The organism is Thermogemmatispora carboxidivorans (genome assembly GCF_000702505.1).
Lineage (GTDB): Bacteria > Chloroflexota > Ktedonobacteria > Ktedonobacterales > Ktedonobacteraceae > Thermogemmatispora > Thermogemmatispora carboxidivorans.
On the sequence record NZ_JNIM01000001.1, the window covers coordinates 3,629,805 to 3,651,268 of the forward strand.

At 60.8% G+C, this 21,464-nt stretch carries 16 protein-coding genes and 1 pseudogene; 12 read left to right on the top strand and 5 right to left on the bottom strand.

Annotated elements, in window-relative coordinates:
* The first annotated feature begins 99 nt into the window (after positions 1 to 99).
* On the top strand, positions 100 to 2,040 hold the full coding sequence (gene acs, locus N688_RS14215) for an acetate--CoA ligase (protein ID WP_081838856.1): 1,941 nt from the start codon (positions 100 to 102) through the stop codon (positions 2,038 to 2,040).
* Between the two features lie 140 nt (positions 2,041 to 2,180).
* On the opposite strand, the gene N688_RS14220 is transcribed toward acs, so the two are convergent.
* Both N688_RS14220 and N688_RS14225 read right to left on the bottom strand, forming a co-directional pair.
* Positions 2,181 to 3,122: a U32 family peptidase gene (locus N688_RS14220; protein WP_052891507.1), complete on the bottom strand. Its 942-nt coding sequence runs from the start codon at positions 3,120 to 3,122 to the stop codon at positions 2,181 to 2,183.
* Between the two features lie 107 nt (positions 3,123 to 3,229).
* Positions 3,230 to 4,771 carry a carboxylesterase/lipase family protein gene (locus N688_RS14225; RefSeq protein ID WP_052889901.1) on the bottom strand — a complete coding sequence of 514 codons (1,542 nt, stop codon included), beginning with the start codon at positions 4,769 to 4,771 and terminating at the stop codon, positions 3,230 to 3,232.
* Positions 4,772 to 5,217: 446 nt separating this feature from the next.
* On the opposite strand from N688_RS14225, the gene N688_RS14230 reads away from it, so the two are divergent.
* The 5 genes and pseudogenes from N688_RS14230 to N688_RS14245 all read left to right on the top strand — a co-directional run bounded on the left by N688_RS14230 (position 5,218) and on the right by N688_RS14245 (position 10,037).
* Positions 5,218 to 6,177, top strand: coding sequence for an MBL fold metallo-hydrolase (locus tag N688_RS14230; RefSeq protein ID WP_052889902.1), 960 nt, complete (start codon positions 5,218 to 5,220; stop codon positions 6,175 to 6,177).
* A gap of 219 nt (positions 6,178 to 6,396) precedes the next feature.
* Positions 6,397 to 7,182, top strand: a complete 786-nt coding sequence (locus tag N688_RS14235) for an SDR family NAD(P)-dependent oxidoreductase (protein ID WP_052889903.1) — start codon at positions 6,397 to 6,399, stop codon at positions 7,180 to 7,182.
* 305 nt (positions 7,183 to 7,487) lie between these two features.
* Positions 7,488 to 7,826 (top strand): annotated as a pseudogene (locus N688_RS24005) (DUF1634 domain-containing protein); the annotation flags it as partial.
* Between the two features lie 87 nt (positions 7,827 to 7,913).
* Positions 7,914 to 8,738 carry a sulfite exporter TauE/SafE family protein gene (locus N688_RS24010; protein WP_052891508.1) on the top strand — a complete coding sequence of 275 codons (825 nt, stop codon included), beginning with the start codon at positions 7,914 to 7,916 and terminating at the stop codon, positions 8,736 to 8,738.
* A gap of 384 nt (positions 8,739 to 9,122) precedes the next feature.
* The gene (locus tag N688_RS14245) at positions 9,123 to 10,037 is read left to right on the top strand and encodes a DMT family transporter (protein ID WP_272945041.1); all 915 of its coding nucleotides are present in this window, start codon (positions 9,123 to 9,125) and stop codon (positions 10,035 to 10,037) included.
* A gap of 228 nt (positions 10,038 to 10,265) precedes the next feature.
* On the opposite strand, the gene N688_RS23200 is transcribed toward N688_RS14245, so the two are convergent.
* Positions 10,266 to 10,916 carry a hypothetical protein gene (locus N688_RS23200; protein ID WP_052889905.1) on the bottom strand — a complete coding sequence of 217 codons (651 nt, stop codon included), beginning with the start codon at positions 10,914 to 10,916 and terminating at the stop codon, positions 10,266 to 10,268.
* Positions 10,917 to 11,180: 264 nt separating this feature from the next.
* Positions 11,181 to 11,960, bottom strand: a complete 780-nt coding sequence (locus tag N688_RS14255; protein ID WP_081838857.1) for a DeoR/GlpR family DNA-binding transcription regulator — start codon at positions 11,958 to 11,960, stop codon at positions 11,181 to 11,183.
* Positions 11,961 to 12,349: 389 nt separating this feature from the next.
* Between N688_RS14255 and N688_RS14260 the strand changes: the two genes are divergently transcribed.
* Positions 12,350 to 12,598 carry a hypothetical protein gene (locus tag N688_RS14260; protein ID WP_052889906.1) on the top strand — a complete coding sequence of 83 codons (249 nt, stop codon included), beginning with the start codon at positions 12,350 to 12,352 and terminating at the stop codon, positions 12,596 to 12,598.
* 151 nt (positions 12,599 to 12,749) lie between these two features.
* On the opposite strand, the gene N688_RS14265 is transcribed toward N688_RS14260, so the two are convergent.
* Positions 12,750 to 15,155 carry a heavy metal translocating P-type ATPase gene (locus N688_RS14265; RefSeq protein ID WP_081838858.1) on the bottom strand — a complete coding sequence of 802 codons (2,406 nt, stop codon included), beginning with the start codon at positions 15,153 to 15,155 and terminating at the stop codon, positions 12,750 to 12,752.
* Between the two features lie 202 nt (positions 15,156 to 15,357).
* Between N688_RS14265 and N688_RS14270 the strand changes: the two genes are divergently transcribed.
* From N688_RS14270 to N688_RS14290, 5 genes are all read left to right on the top strand, one after another.
* Positions 15,358 to 16,002 (top strand): hypothetical protein, encoded by a 645-nt coding sequence (locus tag N688_RS14270; RefSeq protein WP_052889907.1) that lies wholly within the window; start codon positions 15,358 to 15,360, stop codon positions 16,000 to 16,002.
* 381 nt (positions 16,003 to 16,383) lie between these two features.
* On the top strand, positions 16,384 to 17,169 hold the full coding sequence (locus N688_RS14275) for an electron transfer flavoprotein subunit beta/FixA family protein (RefSeq protein ID WP_052889908.1): 786 nt from the start codon (positions 16,384 to 16,386) through the stop codon (positions 17,167 to 17,169).
* A gap of 14 nt (positions 17,170 to 17,183) precedes the next feature.
* Positions 17,184 to 18,155, top strand: a complete 972-nt coding sequence (locus N688_RS14280) for an electron transfer flavoprotein subunit alpha/FixB family protein (protein WP_052889909.1) — start codon at positions 17,184 to 17,186, stop codon at positions 18,153 to 18,155.
* A 145-nt stretch (positions 18,156 to 18,300) separates the two neighbouring features.
* A complete protein-coding gene (locus tag N688_RS14285) occupies positions 18,301 to 20,442 on the top strand; it encodes a (Fe-S)-binding protein (protein ID WP_052889910.1) in 2,142 nt (713 codons plus the stop codon).
* Positions 20,443 to 20,831: 389 nt separating this feature from the next.
* A complete protein-coding gene (locus N688_RS14290) occupies positions 20,832 to 21,320 on the top strand; it encodes an Hsp20/alpha crystallin family protein (protein WP_052889911.1) in 489 nt (162 codons plus the stop codon).
* The last annotated feature ends 144 nt before the right edge of the window (positions 21,321 to 21,464 follow it).

A 21,464-nucleotide genomic window follows, 5' to 3' on the forward strand; every position in this document is an offset into this window, starting at 1 on the left:
ATCAGCTTGCAGCACGTCGTTTCTTCTTCTTCTTCAACCCCACTCCATCGCCGTCGGTGGCGATGGCAGCAAGCGTCAGACAGAAAGGACAAAGCAGTCATGAGCAACCTCGGCTTTGAGAACACCGACACCATCCTGATGGAGGAGCGGCTCTTTCCCCCATCCCCCGAAGTCGTCGAGCGGGCCAACATCATGGCCTACATGAAGTCCAAGGGCTTTGACAACTACGAGGACTTCTATCGGTGGTCGCTGGAGCATCGCGAGGAGTTCTGGAACGATATGGCGCGGGAACTGCACTGGTTCCAGCCCTGGCAGACGACCTTCCAGTGGACCGAGAAGCCCTTCTTCCAGTGGTTCGTTGGCGGCAAGTTCAATATCGTCTACAACTGCCTTGACCGCTACATGCAAACCGCCACGCGCCAGAAGGTGGCCTACTACTGGGAGGCCGACGATGGCTCCAGCCGCACTTTGACGTACGAGGACCTGTATGTGCTGACCAATCGCCTGGCGAAGGCCCTCCAGAACCTCGGTGTCAAGAAAGGCGACCGCGTTGCTATTTACATGCCTGTCACTCCCGAGCTGGTCGCCGCTATGCTGGCCACGACCCGCCTGGGCGCCGTCCACACGGTAGTCTTCGGTGGCTTCGCCGCGAGCGCTCTGGAGGAACGCATCAACGATGCCCGTGCTAAGGTGCTCATCACTGTCGATACGGCCCATCGCGGGGGCAAGCTGATTGAGTATAAGAAGATCTGCGATGAGGCGCTTGCCAATACTCCCACAATCGAGAAGGTGATCGTCTTCAAGCGCGAGGGCACTGAGGTCCCGATGCAGGCCGGGCGCGATCTCTTTGCCGATGAGCTGCTCCAGGATATCCCCAACGACACGGTGGTGCCGTGCGAGGAGATGGATAGCGAGGATCTCCTCTACATCCTCTATACGAGCGGCAGCACCGGCAAGCCCAAGGGCGTGGTTCACGTCCACGGCGGCTACGCGGTCGGCGTCTACACCACGACAAAGTTCGTCTTCGACCTCAAGCCCGACGACGTCTATTGGTGTACCGCCGATATCGGCTGGGTGACCGGCCACAGCTACATCGTCTATGGTCCCCTGCTGAACGGCGCCACCGGCGTCCTCTTCGAGAGCACGCCGCAGTATCCCGCCCCCGATCGCTACTGGAGCGTGGTCGAGAAGTATAAGGTGACGATCATCTACACTTCGCCCACAGCGATCCGTGGCCTGATGCGCTTCGGCGAGGAGTGGCCGGCCAAGCACGACCTGTCCAGCCTGCGTATCCTGGGCACGGTCGGCGAGCCGATCAATCCCGAAGCCTGGATGTGGTATCGCCACAACATCGGGCGCGATGCGCTGCCAGTCATGGATACCTGGTGGCAGACGGAGACGGGCGCCATCCTGATCAGCCCAACGGTGATCTTGCCGCTGAAGCCGGGGAGCGCCACCCGTCCCTTGCCGACCATCGACGCGGCAGTGGTTGATAAGGACGGGAACCCGGTCGAGACGGGCAAGGGCGGTTTCTTGATTATTCGCCATCCCTGGCCGTCGATGATGCGCACGATCTACGGCGATCCGGCTCGCTATCGCACCTATTGGGAGACAATCCCCGATGTCTACTTCGCGGGTGACGCTGCCACCGTCGATGAGATCGGCTACTTCCGCATCCAGGGCCGCGTCGACGATGTAATCAAGGTGGCCGGCCACCGCCTGGGTTCGATGGAGATCGAGTCAAGCCTGGTGAGCCATCCGGCTGTGGCCGAGGCCGCTGCGATCGGTAAGCCCGATCCAGTCAAGGGCGAGCATATCAAGGTCTTTGTGATCTTGAAGGCCGGCAACGAGCCGTCGGAGGCGATGGTTCAGGAACTGAAGCAGCACGTCCGCACGAACGTCGGTCCGATCGCCGTCCCCGATGAGATCGAGTTTGTGACGGCACTGCCCAAGACCCGCTCCGGCAAGATTATGCGCCGCGTTCTGCGTGCCCGCGAGCTGGGCCAGCCGCTGGGCGACGTGACGACGCTGGAGGGCTAGCTGCTCTGCTTGAACGCCAACGGTTCAGGGATACACTTGCCTGAGCAGGCGGAATCGCCCTCTAAAGGAGAGCGACCGGGTACTACTACGACATGACCCGGTCGCTCTTTTTTGGCCGACGGTGGTGGTGCGGCAGCTGGCTAATCTGCGGCAGGTGGCTCGGGTATGCCCAGCCCCGGCGCGCGCAGTTCGGAAGTGGTAGCTTCGGGATAGTAGCGCTGCAAGAGTTCCAGACCAATGCTGGCCCGCCGCACGCGCTCGCGCGAGAGGGCGACTACGGTAGCTTCCAGATGGCTGCCGCTGGGATAGACATCGGGGGCATTGCGCAGGCCGAATTTGAGATAGACCGGGGCGGCCACCCGCACCAGCTCGGCGATTTCGTAGTGACGCACAAAGCCACCGAAGTCGTCGGGAGCTTCGACATAGACATCCAGTGGCATGTCAGTCGCTTGCCGAATGGCCGCCAGCTGCGCCAGCGAGAGATCGGTGGGCGTGTTCAAGGTGGTGCCGCCAAGCCGCTCCATGACATGCGCCGCCGCCGGGTTAGCGGTGCCGATCTGGACCGAGAGCTTGAAGACGAAGTCTGGAGGTAGCTCGCCGGCCTTCTTCATTTCCCCGGCCACCCACAGCAGGCCCTCGTCGGCTATCAGCACCGAGCGGATGCCCAGGAGAGCGGCACGACGGATGTCTTCCAGGGCGTAGAGGAGCTGGTCCATGCCGCGCTGTCTGGCTCCAAGATTGCGCCCTGAACGACTGGCGAACTGGGCTCCTGTGTCCCAGCCAGCCCGCGGCCCGACAAAGAGGCTGACTTCAATCCCCATCTCGTGCCCCAGACGAGCCATCGCTTGCATTTCGTCGCTGCGTAGCAACATGATGCCGCTCCCCTGCGAGACCCGATGGATGCGCACCCCATATTCACGGGCCGCCTGACGCACGGCCTCCAGGGCCGCCGGCCCCTCAACACTGGGAATCTCAACACGATACTGGGCCCCGTCGGGGAAACGTTTGGAGGAGGTGGGCAGATCGTGGGCGTCTCCCGTCGGCAGACCCAGCCGCCGCAAGAAGGCACGCGTCTCCTGCATCAACTCAGCCATTGTTCTCCGCTCCTGTCTTGTACTGCTCGCTCTCTCTATCAGACAGATGAGATTGCTGGCCTCCTGCTTTTTGCCCCGTTGCCTCGGCCTATTCGCTATTCGGATAGACCACGCACGGGAAGGCCCTCCCAGGCCCGCCGCAGCTCGCCGCCAGGATCGTTCTTCAGGCAACAGGTGAGATCAAAGAGCATTGTGGCCCGCTGCTCGGGGGTGTACGCAGGCCAGTCCGGCAAACCAGGCGCTACGGGCACACCGTCGCGCGCGAAGGCTAGCCAGGCACTACTCATCTTAGCAGCCAGCTCCTGTAACTCCGGCGTGAGACCAGCAGTGGCACCCAGGAAGCGCCGGGCCGGCTCGAGGTTGTCGAAGACAAAGGGGATCTCCAGGGCATGACAGGATTTGAGCTTGCCATCGAGGACCGGGGTCTCCCAGGTGAAAAGATACATGTAGACAGGTGCCGCCCCCTGAGCTGCTTTACGCTCGGCCAGGCGAATGGAGTTGATGCGCATCATGGCATCGCTCAGGAGAGCTACATACCGCTCCGCCGGCGTCCGCTCGGGATAGGCGCCGACATAAGCCGCCAGCAGGCGCTCAGCAGCTTCTTTGTCTCTGAGCAGCAGCTGGACCCGCTGACGCAGCCCCTCCTCGTCAAGGGCGCTAAGCTGAGTATCCCCTAGCAGGAAGAGGGTCGCTTCATCTTTATTGGTGCCAATGATGAGCGGGACTTGCGCGGAGATGGCCGGCGCCTGGGGATCAAAGGGATGCTGCGGCAGAATCTGGCCGTCGACGACCGGCCCCCAGGGACCCAGCGCATTGGAATTGACAGCGCCGTTGACTTCGATGATGTGCTGCATTGGGATCTCATGCAGCTGCTCTCTGTTGGCAGACGAGATGCCCAGAGCTTGAAGCAGGCGCTCGGCACGCTCAGTGGCCTTTTCGCGCGTGGCCATGCGCAGGGCTGGCCCGCTTTGGACAATGGCCCGCCGGAAGAGGCCGGCGGCAGACGGCATGGCCATCAGGACGCAAACCTTGGCCCCACCGCCCGATTCGCCGAAAAGGGTAACGTTCTGCGGATCACCGCCAAAAGCTTCAATGTTATCCCGCACCCACTCCAGAGCTGCGATGAGATCGAGCATGCCGACATTGCCAGACTCGGCGTAGTCATCACCGAGCAGATCAGCCAGATGCAGGTAGCCAAACGGCCCCAGCCGGTGATTGACAGTGACGACAACGACATCGCCGCGCCGCGCGAGGTTGGTGCCACGATAAAAGGCTGCCGAGCCAGACCCCATGCTAAAGCCACCACCGTGACACCAGAAGAGCACGGGACGTTTGCGGCCATCAGCGATTGCCGGCGTCCAGACGTTCAGGAAGAGGCAGTCCTCACTCTCTTCTTCGCGCCCGCCCTCGCCAATGATAGCCCGTAGGCGTTTCATCCCTTCGGGCGGCTGCGGGCAGGCCGGGCCATACTTGAGGACATCACGGACCCCAACCCAGGGTTCCGGCTTCGTCGGCGGGCGGAAGCGGTTGCGCCCCCCCGTCGGCCCACCATAGGGAATGCCCTTGAAGGTTGCAATGTCATGGATGGTGGCCCCTCTGACTTTCCCAGCAGAGGTTTCGACAATGAGATCAGCCATCGCTTAATTTGCTCCCTTTCGTTGGTCTGGCAGCGTGCTCTCGCTAAGCTGCACTCTTTTCTTCCCGTCTCGGCTCTCTGGCCTCTGGCCCGGCCCGGCCTGACATGAGTCAAGCCAACCCGATAGGCGTCGCTCCTCCTTCCAGGTATCCATCAATCAATCAATCAAACAAAGGATAGTGATCGTGCTGCCATTGTCCCTCACCAGGGTCAAGCAAGGAGAAAGGCAAAGAGAGACCGGTGCAGCACGCTTGTTTGAGAGGGGCTGACTGGGCAAGAGGTAGTGAAGATGGATACATTGAGTAGCGGTACTTGTCTGATGTACCATTAGAACATGCCGACCTCTCATCTTCTGACGACTGTCATGCGGTGTGGTAGCCCTGCCACAGGAACTATACGTTACGTGGCCATTGAACGTCAAGCCGCGTCAAGAAATGGAGGAAGGTCATGGAGATTGTACCTGGCATTCACCGCCAGGAAGCCTACATCGGCAAGAAGCTGATGGCCCATCACTTGATCGTTGGCGAGCGCTCGCTGCTGGTCGATGCAGGTACGCCCGAGCTAGCGCGTGAGGTGCTTATTCCCTGGCTCGCGGAGCAGCTAGGCGATCCCGCCCGCCTGGATATGATCCTGGTGACGCATGGGGATGTCGACCACTTCGGCGGCCTGGAGACGCTGCGCTCCGCCTGCCCACGAGCGTTGACGCTGGTGCCCGCTCTCGATCGGCACTGGATCGAGGACACAGAGGCAATCTTCCGCGAGCGCTACGATGCCTACCATGCCGATCATGGCCTGACCTATGCCCCGGAGATGACGCAGATGCTGCGCTCCTGGCAAGGAAAGCCAATTCCGACGGCGCTCGGCCTGACCGGCGGCGAGGACATCCGTTGCGGGCCTGAGCTGGTGCTCCAGGTGCTCCACGTGCCCGGCCATACGCCAGGCCATCTGATGCTGTGGGAACCCCGCCGGCGCGTGGCACTTATCGGCGATGCCCTCAACGGCGCTACCCAGATCGATCGCGATGGCGTTCCGACGGCTCCTCCTCCCTATACCGATCGCGATATCTACCTGACCTCGATCCAGACAATCGCCTCGCTGCAACCAGCGATCCTGCTCACCGGTCATTTCCCAATCATGCGCGACCAGGAGGTGACCACCTTTCTGCAGGCGAGCCGCGATTTTGTCCTGCGCACCGATGCCGTGTTGGCGCGCCTGCTGGCCGAGGCCACAGAGCCGTTGACGCTCGCTCGCCTGATTGAGCTGACCGATCCTTTGCTCGGCCCCTTTGGCTTTCCACCCGACCTGGAGTATGCCCTGGAGGCACATATGCGCTGGCTAGAGCGCTACGAGCGCGTGCGCCGCCTCCAGCACGAAGGGGTTGTCGCCTGGGAGGCCATTCGAGGCTGAGCCTCCTCGCTGACCCCTTTTTCCGAGTGTGCTTCCCCACCGCCGCATGACAGAAGCGAGAGCAGAGAGAGTGAGTAGCCACCGTGATCGAGCCTGAGCCTGGCTCAGCAACCTCCACTGGCCTGCTTGCCCTGTTCAGGAGCAGGCTGCAGAGAACAATGCTGTTACAGTCCCTTCCTCAGCCCGAGGGAAGGGAGGAAAAGGAAGAGGAGCGAAGCTATGGGAATGCTTTCCGGTCGCCTGGCATTGGTCACCGGTGCCGGCATGGGCATCGGCCAGGGCATTGCTGTCGAGCTGGCGCGCCAGGGCGCCAGCGTTGGTATCCACTATGCTCATAGCGAAGAGGGGGCCCGCGAAACGCTGACGCGCATTGAAGCGCTGGGCGGCAAAGCGGTCGCCGTCAAAGGCAATCTGGCCCACGTAGCCGACTGCCGCCGCGTCGTCGATGCAGCAGCCGAGGCCCTGGGCGGCCTGGACATTTTGGTCAATAACGCTGGAGTCACCCGAGCCGATGATTTTCTCAAAATAAGCGAGGAGACCTACAACGAAGTCTTCGACCTCAATATGCGCGGCTACTTCTTCTGCGCTCAACAGGCCGTACCCTACATGCTCAAGCGTGGCGGCGGCTCAATCGTGAACATCACTTCAATTCATGGCTACGCTGGTTTTCCACGCCATTCAGCCTACGCAGCTACCAAGGGGGCCATCATTGCCTTCACACGCGAGCTGGCCATCGAACTGGCTCCCCAGCGCATTCGTGTCAATGCTGTCGGCCCCGGCATCATCGAGGTACCGCGCTATTTCTCCATCCCAGGCTATACCCGCGAGCTGGGCAATACCCTGGTGCCCTGGGGGCGCGTCGGCCACCCCGAAGATATCGGGCCGGCAGTCGCTTTTCTCGTCTCGGATGCCGCCGATTTCATTACAGGCCAGGTGCTCTATGTCGATGGCGGCACCACCGCCCGTATGGGGCTATGGTGGGATCAGGGGGATAGCCCTCAGTAGCTGACTGAGTCGGAGTTTTCAGCGCTGGTACCCAACGCGGAACAACCGCAGGCGCCAGCGCTGAGTCTGAGATTGAAGAGATGGCATTTTTACAAAAAGTGACCTATAGTTCATAGAGGGGAGAGAAAGACAGCCAGCCCATCTCGCTGAACTGCTCAGTACGACGGAGGGCTGGCCTGTCGTCTCCAGCCCGACCTACTTACTGATGACCACAGGAGAGACAGGAGAGCATGACCCATAAGGACACAGGGCCGCTGCCAACTACCCAAGTGGAACAGCGGCAGCCTGCGAGCGTGGCAGCAGCAATGGCAGCCCGTGCTATTGATGCTCAGGCCGCGACCATTATCGGTTGGATTCTTCAGGGCGGCGTCCTGGTGAGCGCCGCCGTTATTTTGACTGGGGTTGTCTGGCTCTTTCTGCAGCCCGGCGGCCCAGGGACAACGAGTGTGGCCCGGTTTCCTCACTCGCTTCCCGATCTGCTGGCTGGTCTGCTCCAATGGCAAGCCCCTGCGCTCATTGTGCTTGGTCTGGTCTTGTTGATCGCCACACCAGTACTACGTGTTGCCACCTCGATAATCGCCTTCGCGCTCGAGCGCGACCTTCGCTATGTACTGATCACACTGGTCGTCCTTCTGATCTTGCTCTATAGCCTCTTCTTTGGCGACCGGGGCACCAGTAGCACCCATCTCAGTAGCCTGGCCCATTTCCACTTTTCCGCCCTCGTCTTCGCCTTGATTTTCTGCGGCTCAGTCGTTGCTGGCCTCCTCGGTTCCCTGATTGGTCTGGGTGGCGGCGTTCTGATCGTGCCTTTGCTGACGCTGGCTTTTGGGTTGCCGATCAGTTTCGCCATCGGAGCCAGCATCATCTCGGTGATCGCCACCTCCAGCGGCGCGGCAGCAGCTTACGTGCGCGACCGCATCACGAATATGCGCGTGGGCATGTTTTTGGAGCTAGCCACTACTACAGGAGCCATCAGCGGCGCTTTTCTGGCCGGACTGCTCGCTCCGGGCATCCTCGGGGTCATCTTCGGCATCATCCTGCTACTCTCGGCTCTGCCCACGCTCTTCAAAATGGGCGAAGAGCTACCCTCGGACGTGCAGAACGATTGGCTAGCTACCCATCTGAGTCTGGCAAGCAGCTACCCTGATGAGCATCTCGGGCACGAGGTTAGCTATCAGGTGACACGTACGCCCTTGGGCCTGATTCTCATGTATGTGGCTGGAGTCATCTCGGGCCTGCTGGGCATCGGGAGTGGCGCCTTTAAGGTGCTGGCTATGGATGTCGTGATGCGCCTGCCCCTGAAGGTCTCAACAACTACGAGCAACTTTATGATCGGCGTGACGGCAGCGGCGAGCGCCGGCATCTATTTTGCCCGCGGCGATATTCCTCCACTGGTGGCCGCCCCGGTGGCCTTGGGCATCCTTCTCGGGGCCCTGATTGGCTCTCGCTTGCTCTCGCACCTCAGTAACCGCGTTATCCGTTTGGTCTTTTTGCCAGTGATTGTGGCAACCGCGGTGGAGATGATCCTCCACGGCCTGGGGATCGGAGGGATCTAGCGGCAGTCGCACAGATCGCTATCACCGAGTCTATGCGGGTGATCCAATCAAGGGCACAGCTCCATTGCACTGATCTGTGGCACCTTCGCTGGGCTGTGCCCTTGATTTTCTGCCAGGTTCTATGGCATGATTGCTGATGATTATAACCAGGTTTCTATTCAAGCGGAGCACAGTACAGCATATGGTTGCTAGAGCCGGCTTTCACCCACAGATTCGCCCTCCCTGTTCTCTCTGCGCTTGCTGCTCTCGCTAAGCGGCGGTCTGTTTGACCAACTGTCCAGCTCAGCGAGTTCCCACTACTGGTAGTGCAAGCCACGGATGTGTGGTCTTGCAGCCTCACTATGCTGTCTTTAAGCAAGCGATGAGGATGAAGGAAAGGTTACTGTGCACGTTTCTCCCCCACCAACGACACGCCAGGACCGCAGCAGACGGAGTCTGGCAGGTTTAGCCCCACTGGGAGCCTCTTGCCTCTGGGGAGGCATGTACGTAGTGAGTCGCGCCAGCTTTGGCGCTATTCCTCCGGTGACGCTAGGATTGCTGCGCCTTCTCTTGGGAGGCGCCGCCCTCTGGCTGGTACTGCGCCTGGCCGGTCATCGGGAGCCTCTACCGCGCCAGGAACGCTGGCGCCTGCCATTGCTCGGCTTGTGCATCGCCGCCACTATTACCACACAGTTTGTCGGAACCGATCTGGCCAGCGCCCATGATGGAGCGCTGTTGACCACAATCACGCCTCTTTTTATTGTACCGCTGGCCTGGCTCTTGCTGGGCGAGCGCCCGCAATGGCGCGTCGTTGCCGGTACCACGCTGGCTCTGGTCGGAGTGGTAATCATCGTTGGCAGCGAGCAGGGGAGCAGCTCAAGCGCGCAGGCTCGCTCGTTGCTCATCGGCGATGGACTGCTGATTATCTCGGCCTTCTGCTGGGCCTTGTTCACCGTTCTCGGGACGCCGCTGGTCCGCAAACACTCGGCTTTGGTGGTCACAACCTACGGGACGCTCTGGAGCCTGGTCTTTTTTGCTCCGCTGGCCCTGTGGGAGCTGAGCCAGCACCCCTCGCTTTCTCTTTCGCCTGGCGTTCTGGCCAGTGTGCTCTACCTGGGATTGGGAGCAACAGCTCTCGCCTGGTTTCTCTGGTACCGCGGTGTCGAACGGCTGCCCGCTGGAGTGGCAGCGATCTTTTTCTTCGCCCAGCCGCTGGTCGGCGGCCTGCTGAGCGCACTTGTGCTACAGGAAGCCCTGGGGCCAGGCTTCTGGCTCGGTGGCCTGGTGCTGGCGTTGGGAATCATGCTGGCCTCGCTCTGAGTCAGAACGGCCAGGCTGCCTCTTCCAGCGAGGGGCCAGGCCATCCCCTCTCTAACAAGCTGCTCGTGCTCTCGACAGGCGGTCGTTCCACATTCACACTGCTCGCAAGAGAGGAGGAGCGCCAGCCTATGGCGGTGACAGGCGCTCCCCTCTGGTCTCTTTTTCTCCGCAGAGCTGCTGCCAGCCTGGGCATATATCGCCATATATAGAAGTAAAGAGCAAACAGGACTAATCGGCCTGACCTCCCTGCCGTGCGCTGAGCAACGTGGTGATTTGGGCCAATGCCTCCATAATGCGCCCCTCTAATGCTGCCATATCCTCTTTAATGCGCCCCTCTAACGCCGCCATATCCTCTTTAATGCGCTCTTCCAGACGCTCCATGCGCTCTTCCAGACGCTCCATGCGCCCTTCCAGACGCTCCACACGCTCTTCCAGACGCTCCATGCGCCCTTCCAGACGCTCCACACGCTCTTCCAGACGCTCCATGCGCCCTTCCAGACGCTCCACACGCTCTTCCAGACGCTCCATGCGCCCTTCCAGACGCTCCACGCGCCCTTCCAGACGCTCCATGCGCCCTTCCAGCCCGACCATGCGCCCTTCCAGACCGGCCATACGGTTCTCCAGGCTACCAGTGCGCATCTCTAGCAGAGCCGTTCGCTCCTGCACAACGCGCACCTCATCGCGGGTCGCCACCACCAGCGCCTCCAGGCGCTGAAACCGGACCTCGCTCTGATGCTCGCTGTGTAGCTGATACTCGGCCAGCTGTCGAAAACTCACCTGCATATCGGTAGCCAGTCCCCTGACATCGGCACTAAGCACAGCAATGGCATGCTCCTGGGCACGGACGCGATTGACCAGCCAGGACCGCTCTAGCGACATCCTCCGTCTAGCTCCCTTCTCTCAAAATAGATGGCTTGGTCACCACATCGGTCCTGGCCAATACTACCAGAACCGTGAGAAGAGGATAACAGATCCAGGCACCAAAAGCAAGTTCTCCAAAAGGATATCTTCATATTTCTTTCTGATACACAAGAAAGAAAGGAATGGAACCAAACACAGATCGTTTGCTTCCATTACAAGCAGGCAACGTAGTTGAATGCGACAGAGACCGGGGAAGCACTTAGGCAGCCCAAAGCGCCGAGGCTAGGCGAGAATGACCTCGAGTCCCAACTCGCGTAGACGAGTCAGCGTCTCGCTATCCAGTCCGCTGTCCGTGATAATAGTATCGATGGTGCTTAATGGCGCCACTGCTGTTAGCATCACCTTCCCAAATTTGCTATGATCAGCTACCACAATGCGCCGTCGTGCCCGCTCAATCATCGCCTGCTTTGTGCCGGCCTCCTCAAAATTGAACTCGGTCAGCCCATGCTCGATCGTAATACCACCAACAGCGATGAAGGCTTTATCAACCTGGAAACTGCGCAGCGTCCGCTCGGCTAGATGGCCGACCAGCGACAGCTCGCTCGGGCGCAGCTTCCCTCCCACGACGATGACTTGAATCGCCGACTGATTGGCCAACTCCAAAGCCGCCCGCAGATTCGTCACCAGCACCGTCAGATTGCGCTTTCCCTTGAGCGCCCGCGCGATCTCGAGCGTTGTGGTCCCCACATCAAGAATCAGGCTCTCCCCATCGTTGATCAACTCCACTGCGCGCGCCGCGATGCGCCTCTTCTCCTCAGCATGCTCGGTCTCGCGCGCACTAAACGGCGGTTCATAGCTAGCTCCGCGCAGGCTAATGGCTCCTCCATGTACCCGTCTAATCAACCCTTGCTCTTCCAGCTCCTGCAAATCCCTGACCACTGTAATGCCAGAGACGGCAAAGCGCTGCGCCAGATCGCGTACCGAGGCAACCCCACTGGAATCAATAATTTCAAATATCTTTCTGCGACGTTCTTGAGCAATGATCTTATTTTCCTTCTTCATTCAGCACATGCTCCCTCAGTTTGCTCATCCTCACACGAGCTCGCCCACTGAGCAGACCGGCAAGCAAGGTCAGTCATCAGCCCCTTTCCCCGTCCGCGCCCGACCTCCTTCTCACGCCCTACCGAGCATTGTACCATGTCCCAGGCCATCCCCAGGAGCTGTTGAGCCAGTACGCCCCCTTAACGGGTAACCAAACTACCAAGGCCACGCTCCCTCTTCTACAAAGGGAGAAGGGCAGCAAGATAAAAAAAGCTGCCAGAGCGTTCCCCTTACCTAGAGTAGCATCTGGCGGCGTCTTTAGAGCAGAGTACCAATCGCCGGAGACTTCTTGACCTCCGGCGAAGCGCGTACTGCTCTCTGAAAGAGTCGCGTCGAGAAGAGGAGAAGACATGGCTAAAGTTGATATTCATGAGACGACAAAAGCTGCTCGTGATGTGCAAGAGCAGTATTTTCGGACCACTGATCGCCTGCCCGGCGAGATGTGGTACTGGGCTGCTCTGGTCTCGATCATTACCTCGGCAGTGCTGTTCATAAGCGGTAAGCGTGATTGGGGGCTGTTCGTCGGTCAGTGGCCGCCAGCTTTCCTGCTCTTCGGCATTTTCCATAAGCTGCTGCGCCCGTCCCGCAGCCAGTTCTAAGGCCAAACGGCCAGCATCCCCCATCGCTTTCGCGCCGTTGGTAGCGGGCGGAAGAAGGAGAGCCTTCGGCCACAACAGTCGACAGCCGCCTTTTCCGGCTCCGACCGCGCTCCCCCAGTCTGATCGCGCATCCTTCTTCCGCCTCTCGCTTCTAGCGCTCGCTCACCCACCGCTCAAAGCGGCGCAAACGGAGGGCATTCGCGACCACGGAGACCGAGGAGAGCGCCATCGCCGCCGCCGCAAAGATCGGCGCCTGCTCCTTAAGGAAAGGAATCAGAGGGGAGAGAATCGCTGTCGGAATGAGCACACTATTATAAGCAAAGGCCCAGAACAGGTTTTGCTTGATGGTCCGCAGCGTCGCTCGTGACAGGGATAGCGCGGTGGCCAGGCTGCGCAGATTCCCTTTGACCAGGACAATATCAGCCGTTTCCAGGGCAATATCGCTGCCGTTACCCATCGCAATCCCAACATCAGCCTGAGCCAGCGCTGGCGCATCATTGATCCCATCGCCCGCCACAGCGACGGTCAGCCCCTGCTGCTGCAGGCGGCGTACCTCTTCCGCTTTCTCCTCCGGCAGCAGGCCAGCACGCACCCGCTCACCAGGGATGCCAACCTGAGCGGCGATGACCTGGGCTGTCCGCGGGTGATCGCCGCTGACAAGCCAGAGCTGCAGCCCTTGGGCCTGCAGTTGGCGCACCGCCTCAGCCGAGCCTGGTTTCAAAGTATCAGCCAGCGCCAGCAGGCCCGCCAGCCGACCAGCCACAGCCACGAGCATCACAGTGCTCCCTTGCTGCTCCAGCCGCTCCAACTCGGGGCGCACTTCCGCCAGCTCCAGGCCACGCTCCTCCAACAAGCGCGGCCCACCGATCAAGACCTCTTGCCCTTCTAGTACGGCCTCCAGACCCCGACCGGGCAGGGCTGTCAGCTGCTCCGGCCTGCGTTTCAGAGAGAGGCCACGCTGACGAGCTGCCTCTACAACGGCCCGCGCGAGCGGATGCTCCGAGCCTTGCTCAACCTCAGCAGCTAGACACAACAAGCTCGCTTCGTTCCAGGGAGCCAGAGCCAACAAACCAGTGAGCTGCGGCCTGCCGCGTGTCAGGGTACCCGTCTTATCAAAGAGCAGCGCCTGCACTGCCTGAATACGTTCCAGGCTCTCGCCTCCCTTGATCAGGATACCTTGCTCAGCTCCCACACCGGTACCCACCATGATGGCCGTAGGTGTTGCCAGCCCCAAGGCGCAGGGACAGGCCACCACCAGCACGGCCACCGCCGCGATCAAGGCCCTGACCCAGTCCACGCTCCCCCCCCCACTCATGGTTCCCACCAGGCCCCAACCGAGAAAGGTCAGCAGGGCAATAACAAGCACCGCCGGCACAAACACGCCCGCCACACGGTCGGCCAGGCGCTGCACAGGAGCTTTTCCGCCCTGAGCCTGCTCAACGAGACGAATGATATTGGCCAACAGGGTATCGGCGCCAACGCGCGTGGCTCGCATGGTCAAGAGGCCGTCCTGGTTGATGGTAGCCCCAATCAGCGGCTCGCCCTCCCCTTTCTCGACAGGCAGGCTCTCCCCGGTGACCATCGACTCATCGACCGTCGAGTGACCAGCCACGACCAGGCCATCGACGGGGATGCGCTCGCCCGGGCGCACGACAAGCAGGTCGCCCGGCTTGACTTCGGCAATCGGTACCTCGCGCTCCTGACCATCGCGCAGTAGATGAGCGCTACGCGGCTGCAGCCCGATCAGACGACGAATAGCCTGCCCGGCCTCGCCTCTGGCCCGCGCCTCCAGGTAGCGCCCCAGGTAAATGAGTGTGATGATAAGGGCCGCCGTGTCGTAAAAGGTCGGTTCATCAGCTAGCTGCGGGACCAGCGTGGCTACCAGGCTGAGAAGGTAAGCCGCCGTTGAGCCAGCCGAGATGAGCGTGTCCATAGTGGCCGCCCCATGCCGCAGGTTCTTGAGAGCGTTACGGTGGAATTCCCAGCCGACCACCGCCCAGACAGGCGTCGTGAGCAGCAACAGGAGATAGTTCTCCCCCGGGAAGCGGTCCATGAAGAACATGCTGAGGACAACGACAGGCAGCGAGAGAGCAATCGCCATGAGCAGCAGCCACAGCCGACGCCGGTCCGCCCTCCGCTGACCCTCAGCCAATCCCGAGGCCGCCGACAGCCCCTGGTCACTCTCGCCCTGGCTCAGAGCACTCACCCCTTCAGGACGCGCCTCTAGCCTCTCCTCAGCCTCAGCTTCCCTGGCTGCCTGCGCCAGGAGCGGCAGCGCTTCATAGCCCAGTTGCTCAACTTTCTCGACCATCAGCGCCAGGCTAACCTCTCCAGGATCATAAAGCACTCTAGCCTTCTCTGTGGCAAAGTTAACGCTGGCCTCCTTGACGCCCGGCAAGCGCTGCAGGCCCCGCTCAATGCGCCTGGCACAAGAGGCACAGCTCATGCCCTCCAGTGCCAGTGTTACCGAGGCCATCTGCTCAGGCTCGCCGTGCCCTCCGCTGCTCCGTTCTATGCTGCTCTGCGGTCCGCCAGGACCAGACAGATAGGTTGCCATATTCTGCATCTCCTTGTGTCCATCACTCGGTGCCAACCCATACCCCCCCGGTAGGGGTCCAATAGAGAGGATAGCGCAAGAAGGGATACTTGTCAAGTGCGCCGTAGCTCTGATCTGCTGGCTTTACTCAGCCAGTACTGTGCTATAATGGAGAGCCAAGAGTCAGCAAAGCATGTTTCATCAGCCCATAAGAGGGAGAAGCATGAGCGTCCCTTCAAGCAGCCAGGAGGGTGCAGCGCGCCGCATTCTCCGTCGCTTTCACGGCCTACAAGCCCATCTGGAGCCGGGGGAAGAGCCGCTAGAGAGCCGACCTGTTATTTGGCACAGTCAGCAGCACGGCAGCGTCGCCTGCGACGTCATCCTCACCAACCGGCGTCTGCTCGGCTATTATCAGGTCCGCTTTCCCCGCCGGCGCCTTTTCCTGGAGGCTATTCCTCTCGCGGAGGTCACAGCCATCACGCTGCGCAGTCCCCAGAGCAAGCCGCTGCTGCACGAACTGCTCATCAGCTCTGAGGAAGGTGTTGTCCTGCTGCGGGCCCCTCGCCGCGTGATTGAGGGCCTCTACGACTCCCTGCATCGCCTCGGAGCAGAGACCGGCCCAGAGCCAGAACTGGCCGGGGCAGAGCCAGCAAGAGCGCCCTCGCCTCGCTTCGACCGCCAGCGGCTCGCCCGCTCCGCAGAGCACTCACCCGCGGGCATCGCGCTGATCTTCGCCTGCGGTCTCATCCTTGAAATCATCGCCATCTTTCTCTGGCTCACCACGGGTAGCCTGGCCACCAGCCTGCCCCCCTTTGGGGCCGGCCTGCTGGCAGTGCTTACGGCCATTCTCGTCTATCGCCAGCGTTGAGCCGAGCCGCATCAGCTTAGCCGGGAGGGGCCTCTTTGGCCCTTGCTTCCTTTGTTAGCTGGGAGAGCATTGGCCGTTAGCCAGCAACGTTGACACGTTCTTTTTACGACAGGTACAATACAAAGGGCCTGGTAAATACAGCGATTGGCCTGCTCGTTCTATCCATAGCGAGAGAATCTGTGCAGACGTAAGGCGCCCGGGGCAGTCCTCTCTTCTGACGAACGCAGACAGCACACGGCCCTTTTCCGACGGAGAATGGCAAAGAAAGCAAAGAAGGCGTTGCCGTTCTTCTTTGCAGAGAAGGCGCTATATTACGCAGTTGTAGGCTGTCTTGTGTCTTGCGCCTTTGCTCGCACATAGGTAAGATGAGGCAACAACGCAATGAAGATCTTCGTCTGTGTAAAGCAGATTCCAGACCCCAACACCGTCGAAAGCAAGCTTGATCCTGCCACAAAACGACTGGTGCGCACCGGGGTCTCGCTGGTGCTTGACCCGGGGGACGAGACAACGATCGCGGCTGCGATCAAGCTGCGCGATAGTCTCGGCAACAGCGAGCTGACAGCGATCAGTATGGGCCCAGCCAGTGCCCAGGAGGCCCTGCGGCGCGCCTTGGCGATGGGCGTTGACCGCGCCATCCTGATCAGCGATCCGGCTCTGGCTGGTTCGGATGTGTTGGGCACGGCGCGAACGCTGGCCGCTGCCCTCAAGCGCGAGAATCCCGATCTGATCTTCTGCTCAACCGAGAGCACGGATGGCTACACCGGCATGGTGCCCGGGGCGATCGCCGAGTTTCTGGGCCTGCCCCAGCTCACCTTTGCGCGCGAGATCACCGTCGAGGGAAGCAAAGCCGTGATCAAGCGCGTCACGCAGACCGGCTATGAGGTGGTCGAGAGTCCTTTGCCCGCCGTGGTGACCATTGCCAGCGGCTCTTTCGAGGCGATCTATCCGACGATGAAGGGGATTATGAGCGCGCGCAAGAAGCCCTTCAGTCAGTTGAGCCTGAGCGACCTCGGGCTGGAGTCATCGCAGGTCGGAGAGGCCGGCGCCCGCGAGCAGATCCTCTCCATCGGAAAGGCTGAGGCCCGCGCCGCCGGGCAGATTATTAAGGATGAGGGCAACGCTGCCGAGATCATTGCCGACTTCTTGCAGCGTCACCAGTTGCTCTAGGAGGAGTGCAGGTTATGGCAAAAACGATCTGGGTCCTGGTCGAAATCGAGGATGGCCGGCCAGCTCGCTCGTCTCTTGAGGTGCTCAGTAAGGCAGCCCATCTGGGTCGCGCCGAGGCGATTGTGCTCGGTTCCGCCGCCGCGACGGTGGCCCCCTCCCTGGGCGAGTTTGGCGCTGAAAAGGTCTACGTCCACGCCGATCCTACTTACGATACCTACCTGACGCTCCCCGCCGTCGATACCATCAGCGACTTGCTGCAGCGGCAGCAGCCCGATCTTCTGCTCTTCCCCACCACCTACGATGTCCGCGATATCGCTGCTCGTTTGAGTGCCCGCCACAATCTGGGCCTGATCACGGATGCTACGGACCTCCGCTACGAGGGCGAGCACCTGGAGGTGACGGTCCCCTGGGGCGGCGAGAATGTCGTGGTCGCTACCCATCCGTATCAGGGAACGGGGATCGTACTGGCACGTCCAAAAGCTTTCTCGGTGGAGCGCTTCGAGGGCCGCCAGGCCGAGATCGAGCAGCTCTCGGTGACACTGCGGTCCGAGTCTCAGCAGATGAAGATTCTCGACCGTGTGGAGGTCCAGAGCGATGGCCCCGCCCTGGAGGATGCCAGCATCATTGTGAGCGGAGGCCGCGGCCTGGGGAAGCCCGAGAATTACCACCTGGTCGAGGAGCTGGCGACCGTGCTCGGCGGAGCACCGGGCGCAACACGAGCTATCGTCGATGCCGGCTGGCTTCCCTACAGCTATCAGATCGGACAGACCGGCAAGACGGTCAAGCCAACCCTCTATATCGCTTGCGGCATCAGCGGCGCAATCCAGCATCTGGCCGGCATGAAAGGCTCGAAGTATATCATCGCCATCAATAAGGATGAGCACGCGCCGATCTTCTCAGTGGCCGATTTGGGCATCGTCGGCGACGTGCTGACGATCCTGCCCCAGCTGATCGAGGAAGTGAAGCGGCGTAAAGCCCAGCTCTAGCGTGCTTACGCTCGCTCGTTCTCGCTGACGCACAAGCAGGCAAGAAGCAGCATACTACTGCGGTGGGGCACGGCTGCCGCTGCAAAGCAGCAAGCAGGCAGGTAGGCAGGGCGACGGGGCCCCGCCGCCTTTAAGGGAGGTTGTCATGGCACCCCCTGCCATTTCTCCAACCGGTGGGTGGATCGGGACGACGATCTTCGTGCTCGTTTTCCTGGCGGCGCTGACAGTCTTCGGCCTGCGCGCCGGGCAGCTGGTGACGCTGCTGGCCAAGGCTCGCCGCGAGGATCGCACCGATCATCTGGAGGAGCGCATCGGCGATTTCCTGCTGGTGGTGCTCGGTCAGAGCGGCGTTCTGCGCGATCCGATCCCCGGCTTGGCACACTTTTTTACGTTCTGGGGCTTCATCATTATTCAGTTCGGGCTGCTGAATCTGATCCTGGGGGCCTTCAACGGTTCGCTTCCGCTGATCGGCCACGATCATACCTTCGCAGCCCTGCTCGATCTCTTTGTGCTTTTCGTGCTGGTTTCGCTGATTGTCTTCGCGATCCGGCGCGGTATCGTGCGTCCCCGACAGCTATCAAGCCGCCTGCATGGCCCGTGGGACGGCTTTATTATCCTGGGCCTCATTTTCTTGGTCCTGCTGACCCTGGCCCTGGTTGAGACCTTCGGCTTTGCCGCCAGCCACGGCGAGGAGTGGTCTCTGATCGGCTCCTGGCTCGGTCCCTCCTTCTACGGCCTGGGTACGGCCACGAACGTGGTCCTCTACCGCGTCTTCTGGTGGGCCCACATCCTGACGGTGCTGGGCTTTCTGGTCTATCTACCAGGATCGAAGCATTTGCACCTGATGGCTACGCCTTTCAATGTCTTCTTCCGTAACTATGGTCCCCGCGGCGCGCTGCCGCTGCTGGAGAACCTGGAGGAACGCGAGGACTACGGGGTCTCTAAGGCGGAGCAGTTTACCTGGAAGCAGCTACTGGATGGCTACGCCTGTACAGAGTGCGGTCGCTGCAATACGGTCTGCCCAGCGACGAATACCGGTAAGCCGCTGCTCCCCAAGGAGATCATCCTGGGCGTCAAGGAGTCACTGCTGGATCGCCGCCATGAGATCGTGGGTGAGCCGAACCTTTTCCAGAAGCTGCCGCTGGCCGATGTGCGCAGCAACGGCCATGAGGAGATTCAGCCACTCGTGGGCGGGGTGATCAGTAAAGAGGCGCTCTGGGCCTGCACTACCTGCGGCGCTTGTATGGAGATCTGCCCGGTCTCGATTGAGCATGTGCCCAAGATTGTGGATATGCGACGCTCTCTGGTGATGGAGGAGAGCGATTTCCCTCCCGAGGTGACGTCGCTGTTCAATAATATTGAGCGCAATGGCAATCCGTGGGAGATCAGTAACGATCGCCGCGCGGAGTGGGCCGCGGGCCTGGGTGTGCCGCTGATGGCGGAAAATCCCGATGCCGAGGTGCTCTATTGGGTCGGCTGCATGGGGTCTTTCGATCAGCGGAACCGCAAGGTGGCTACAGCGCTGGTGAAGATTCTGAAGGCCGCCAGGGTGAATTTCGCCATCCTCGGCCCCGAGGAGTCCTGCACAGGCGACCCGGCTCGCCGCATCGGCAATGAGTACCTCTGGCAGATGATGGCTCAGCAGAATATTGAGGTGCTCAATAGCTATGGCTTTAATACGGCTCAGACGGAGTCTGAGACTGCTCACAATGGCCACGGCCATAACGGCCAGACCACTCGCCCACGGACCATCATTACGGCTTGCCCACACTGCTTCAATACGATTAAGAATGAGTATCCGCAGCTCGGTGGCCACTATGAGGTGATCCACCATAGCGTTTTCATCGACCGCTTGATCAGGGAGGGCCGCCTGCAGCTCCCCGCCGGCTTCGATCAGCGTAAGCTGACCTACCATGACCCCTGCTATGTTGGCCGCTATAATGGGGTCTACGATGAGCCGCGCCGCGTGTTGACGGTGCTCAATAGCAATGGAGTCACGGAGATGCGCCGCAACCGCAATAAGAGTTTCTGCTGCGGCGGCGGCGGCGGTCGCGCCTGGATGGAGGAGCGCCTCGGTAAGCGGGTTAATCAGACGCGCGTCAATGAGGCCCTGGAGACAGAGGCCGAGGTGCTGGCAGCAGCTTGCCCTTTCTGCATCATGATGTTTGAGGATGGCGTGAAGGGCGTGGAGGCGGAGGAGCGCCTCCAGGTCGAGGATATCGCGGAGATCGTGGCCCGCGCCCTGGAGGAAGCCGCTACGCCCGCTACAGCCCACGCCGGTCAGTAGCTCTCGTCTCTGTCTTTTCAGTCCCTTTCATTGATTCTCTCTCCTCCATTGTCTCTCCTGGAGGCGCCCCGGTTGACTGCACCGGGACGCCTCCTTTTCTTTCTAGAGGAGACTGTTAGAGTTGTGTTAGAAGATTGTCAGAAAACCGTTATATGACTTGACATTTTTTGTTAGATTGGCTATACTATGGTCGGACGAACGAAAGAGCGGGTGCCGGCGGACGCTGGAAGCGGTTGCCAGAGCGGTGACTGGACTGAGCTGGCGCCTATCCATGCGGCTCCGCCCGGCAGATGAAGTGACGGTCCATGCGGTTGGGTTGGTCGTGGGGGGAAGGTGTGAGGCTTCGTCTCAGAAGGAGTCAGATGCGGGTTAGTACGGAGGTGTGAGCGATGACAACACTGCTGCCGTTTGATCCTTTTCGCGAGGCTCTGAGCCTGCGCAAGGCGATCGATCAGCTCTTTGAGCAGAGCTTTGTCCGTACCGGTTGGCCGCTGGTGGGTCGCCAGGGTCCCTTTGCGCTGCTGGATGCTTACGAGACGGAGCAAGGGTATCGGGTCCGCATGCTGGTCCCCGGTGTGAAGCCGGAGGATCTGGATGTGAGTATTCAGCAGAATACGCTGACGCTCAAGGGCCAGCTGCCGGCCTTCGTTGGCTCCGATGCGCAGGTGCACTGGCTGGCTCAGGAGATCACGCCTGGCCACTTCGAGCGCAGCTTCTCGTTTCCTAAGCCCATCGATGCCGATCACGTGGAATGCACCTACGAGCACGGTGTGCTGACACTCTGGTTGCCTATTAGGGAGGAGAGCCGCCCGAAGCGCATCAGTGTACACAGCGGCTCCGATCAGCCGCTAACGGTCGAGTCGAGCCTCGCCCGATGATCGCTCGTTCACTCATTGGCTGGGATAGAGGGCAGGCAGGGGCCGCGGGCGATTGATCTCTGGCGCGACGACTCGCGGCTCCTGTTGCCCGGGGAAGCAACTTGGCTCTTTAGATGGGGCATCTGCTGGGTCTGATCTAACGCC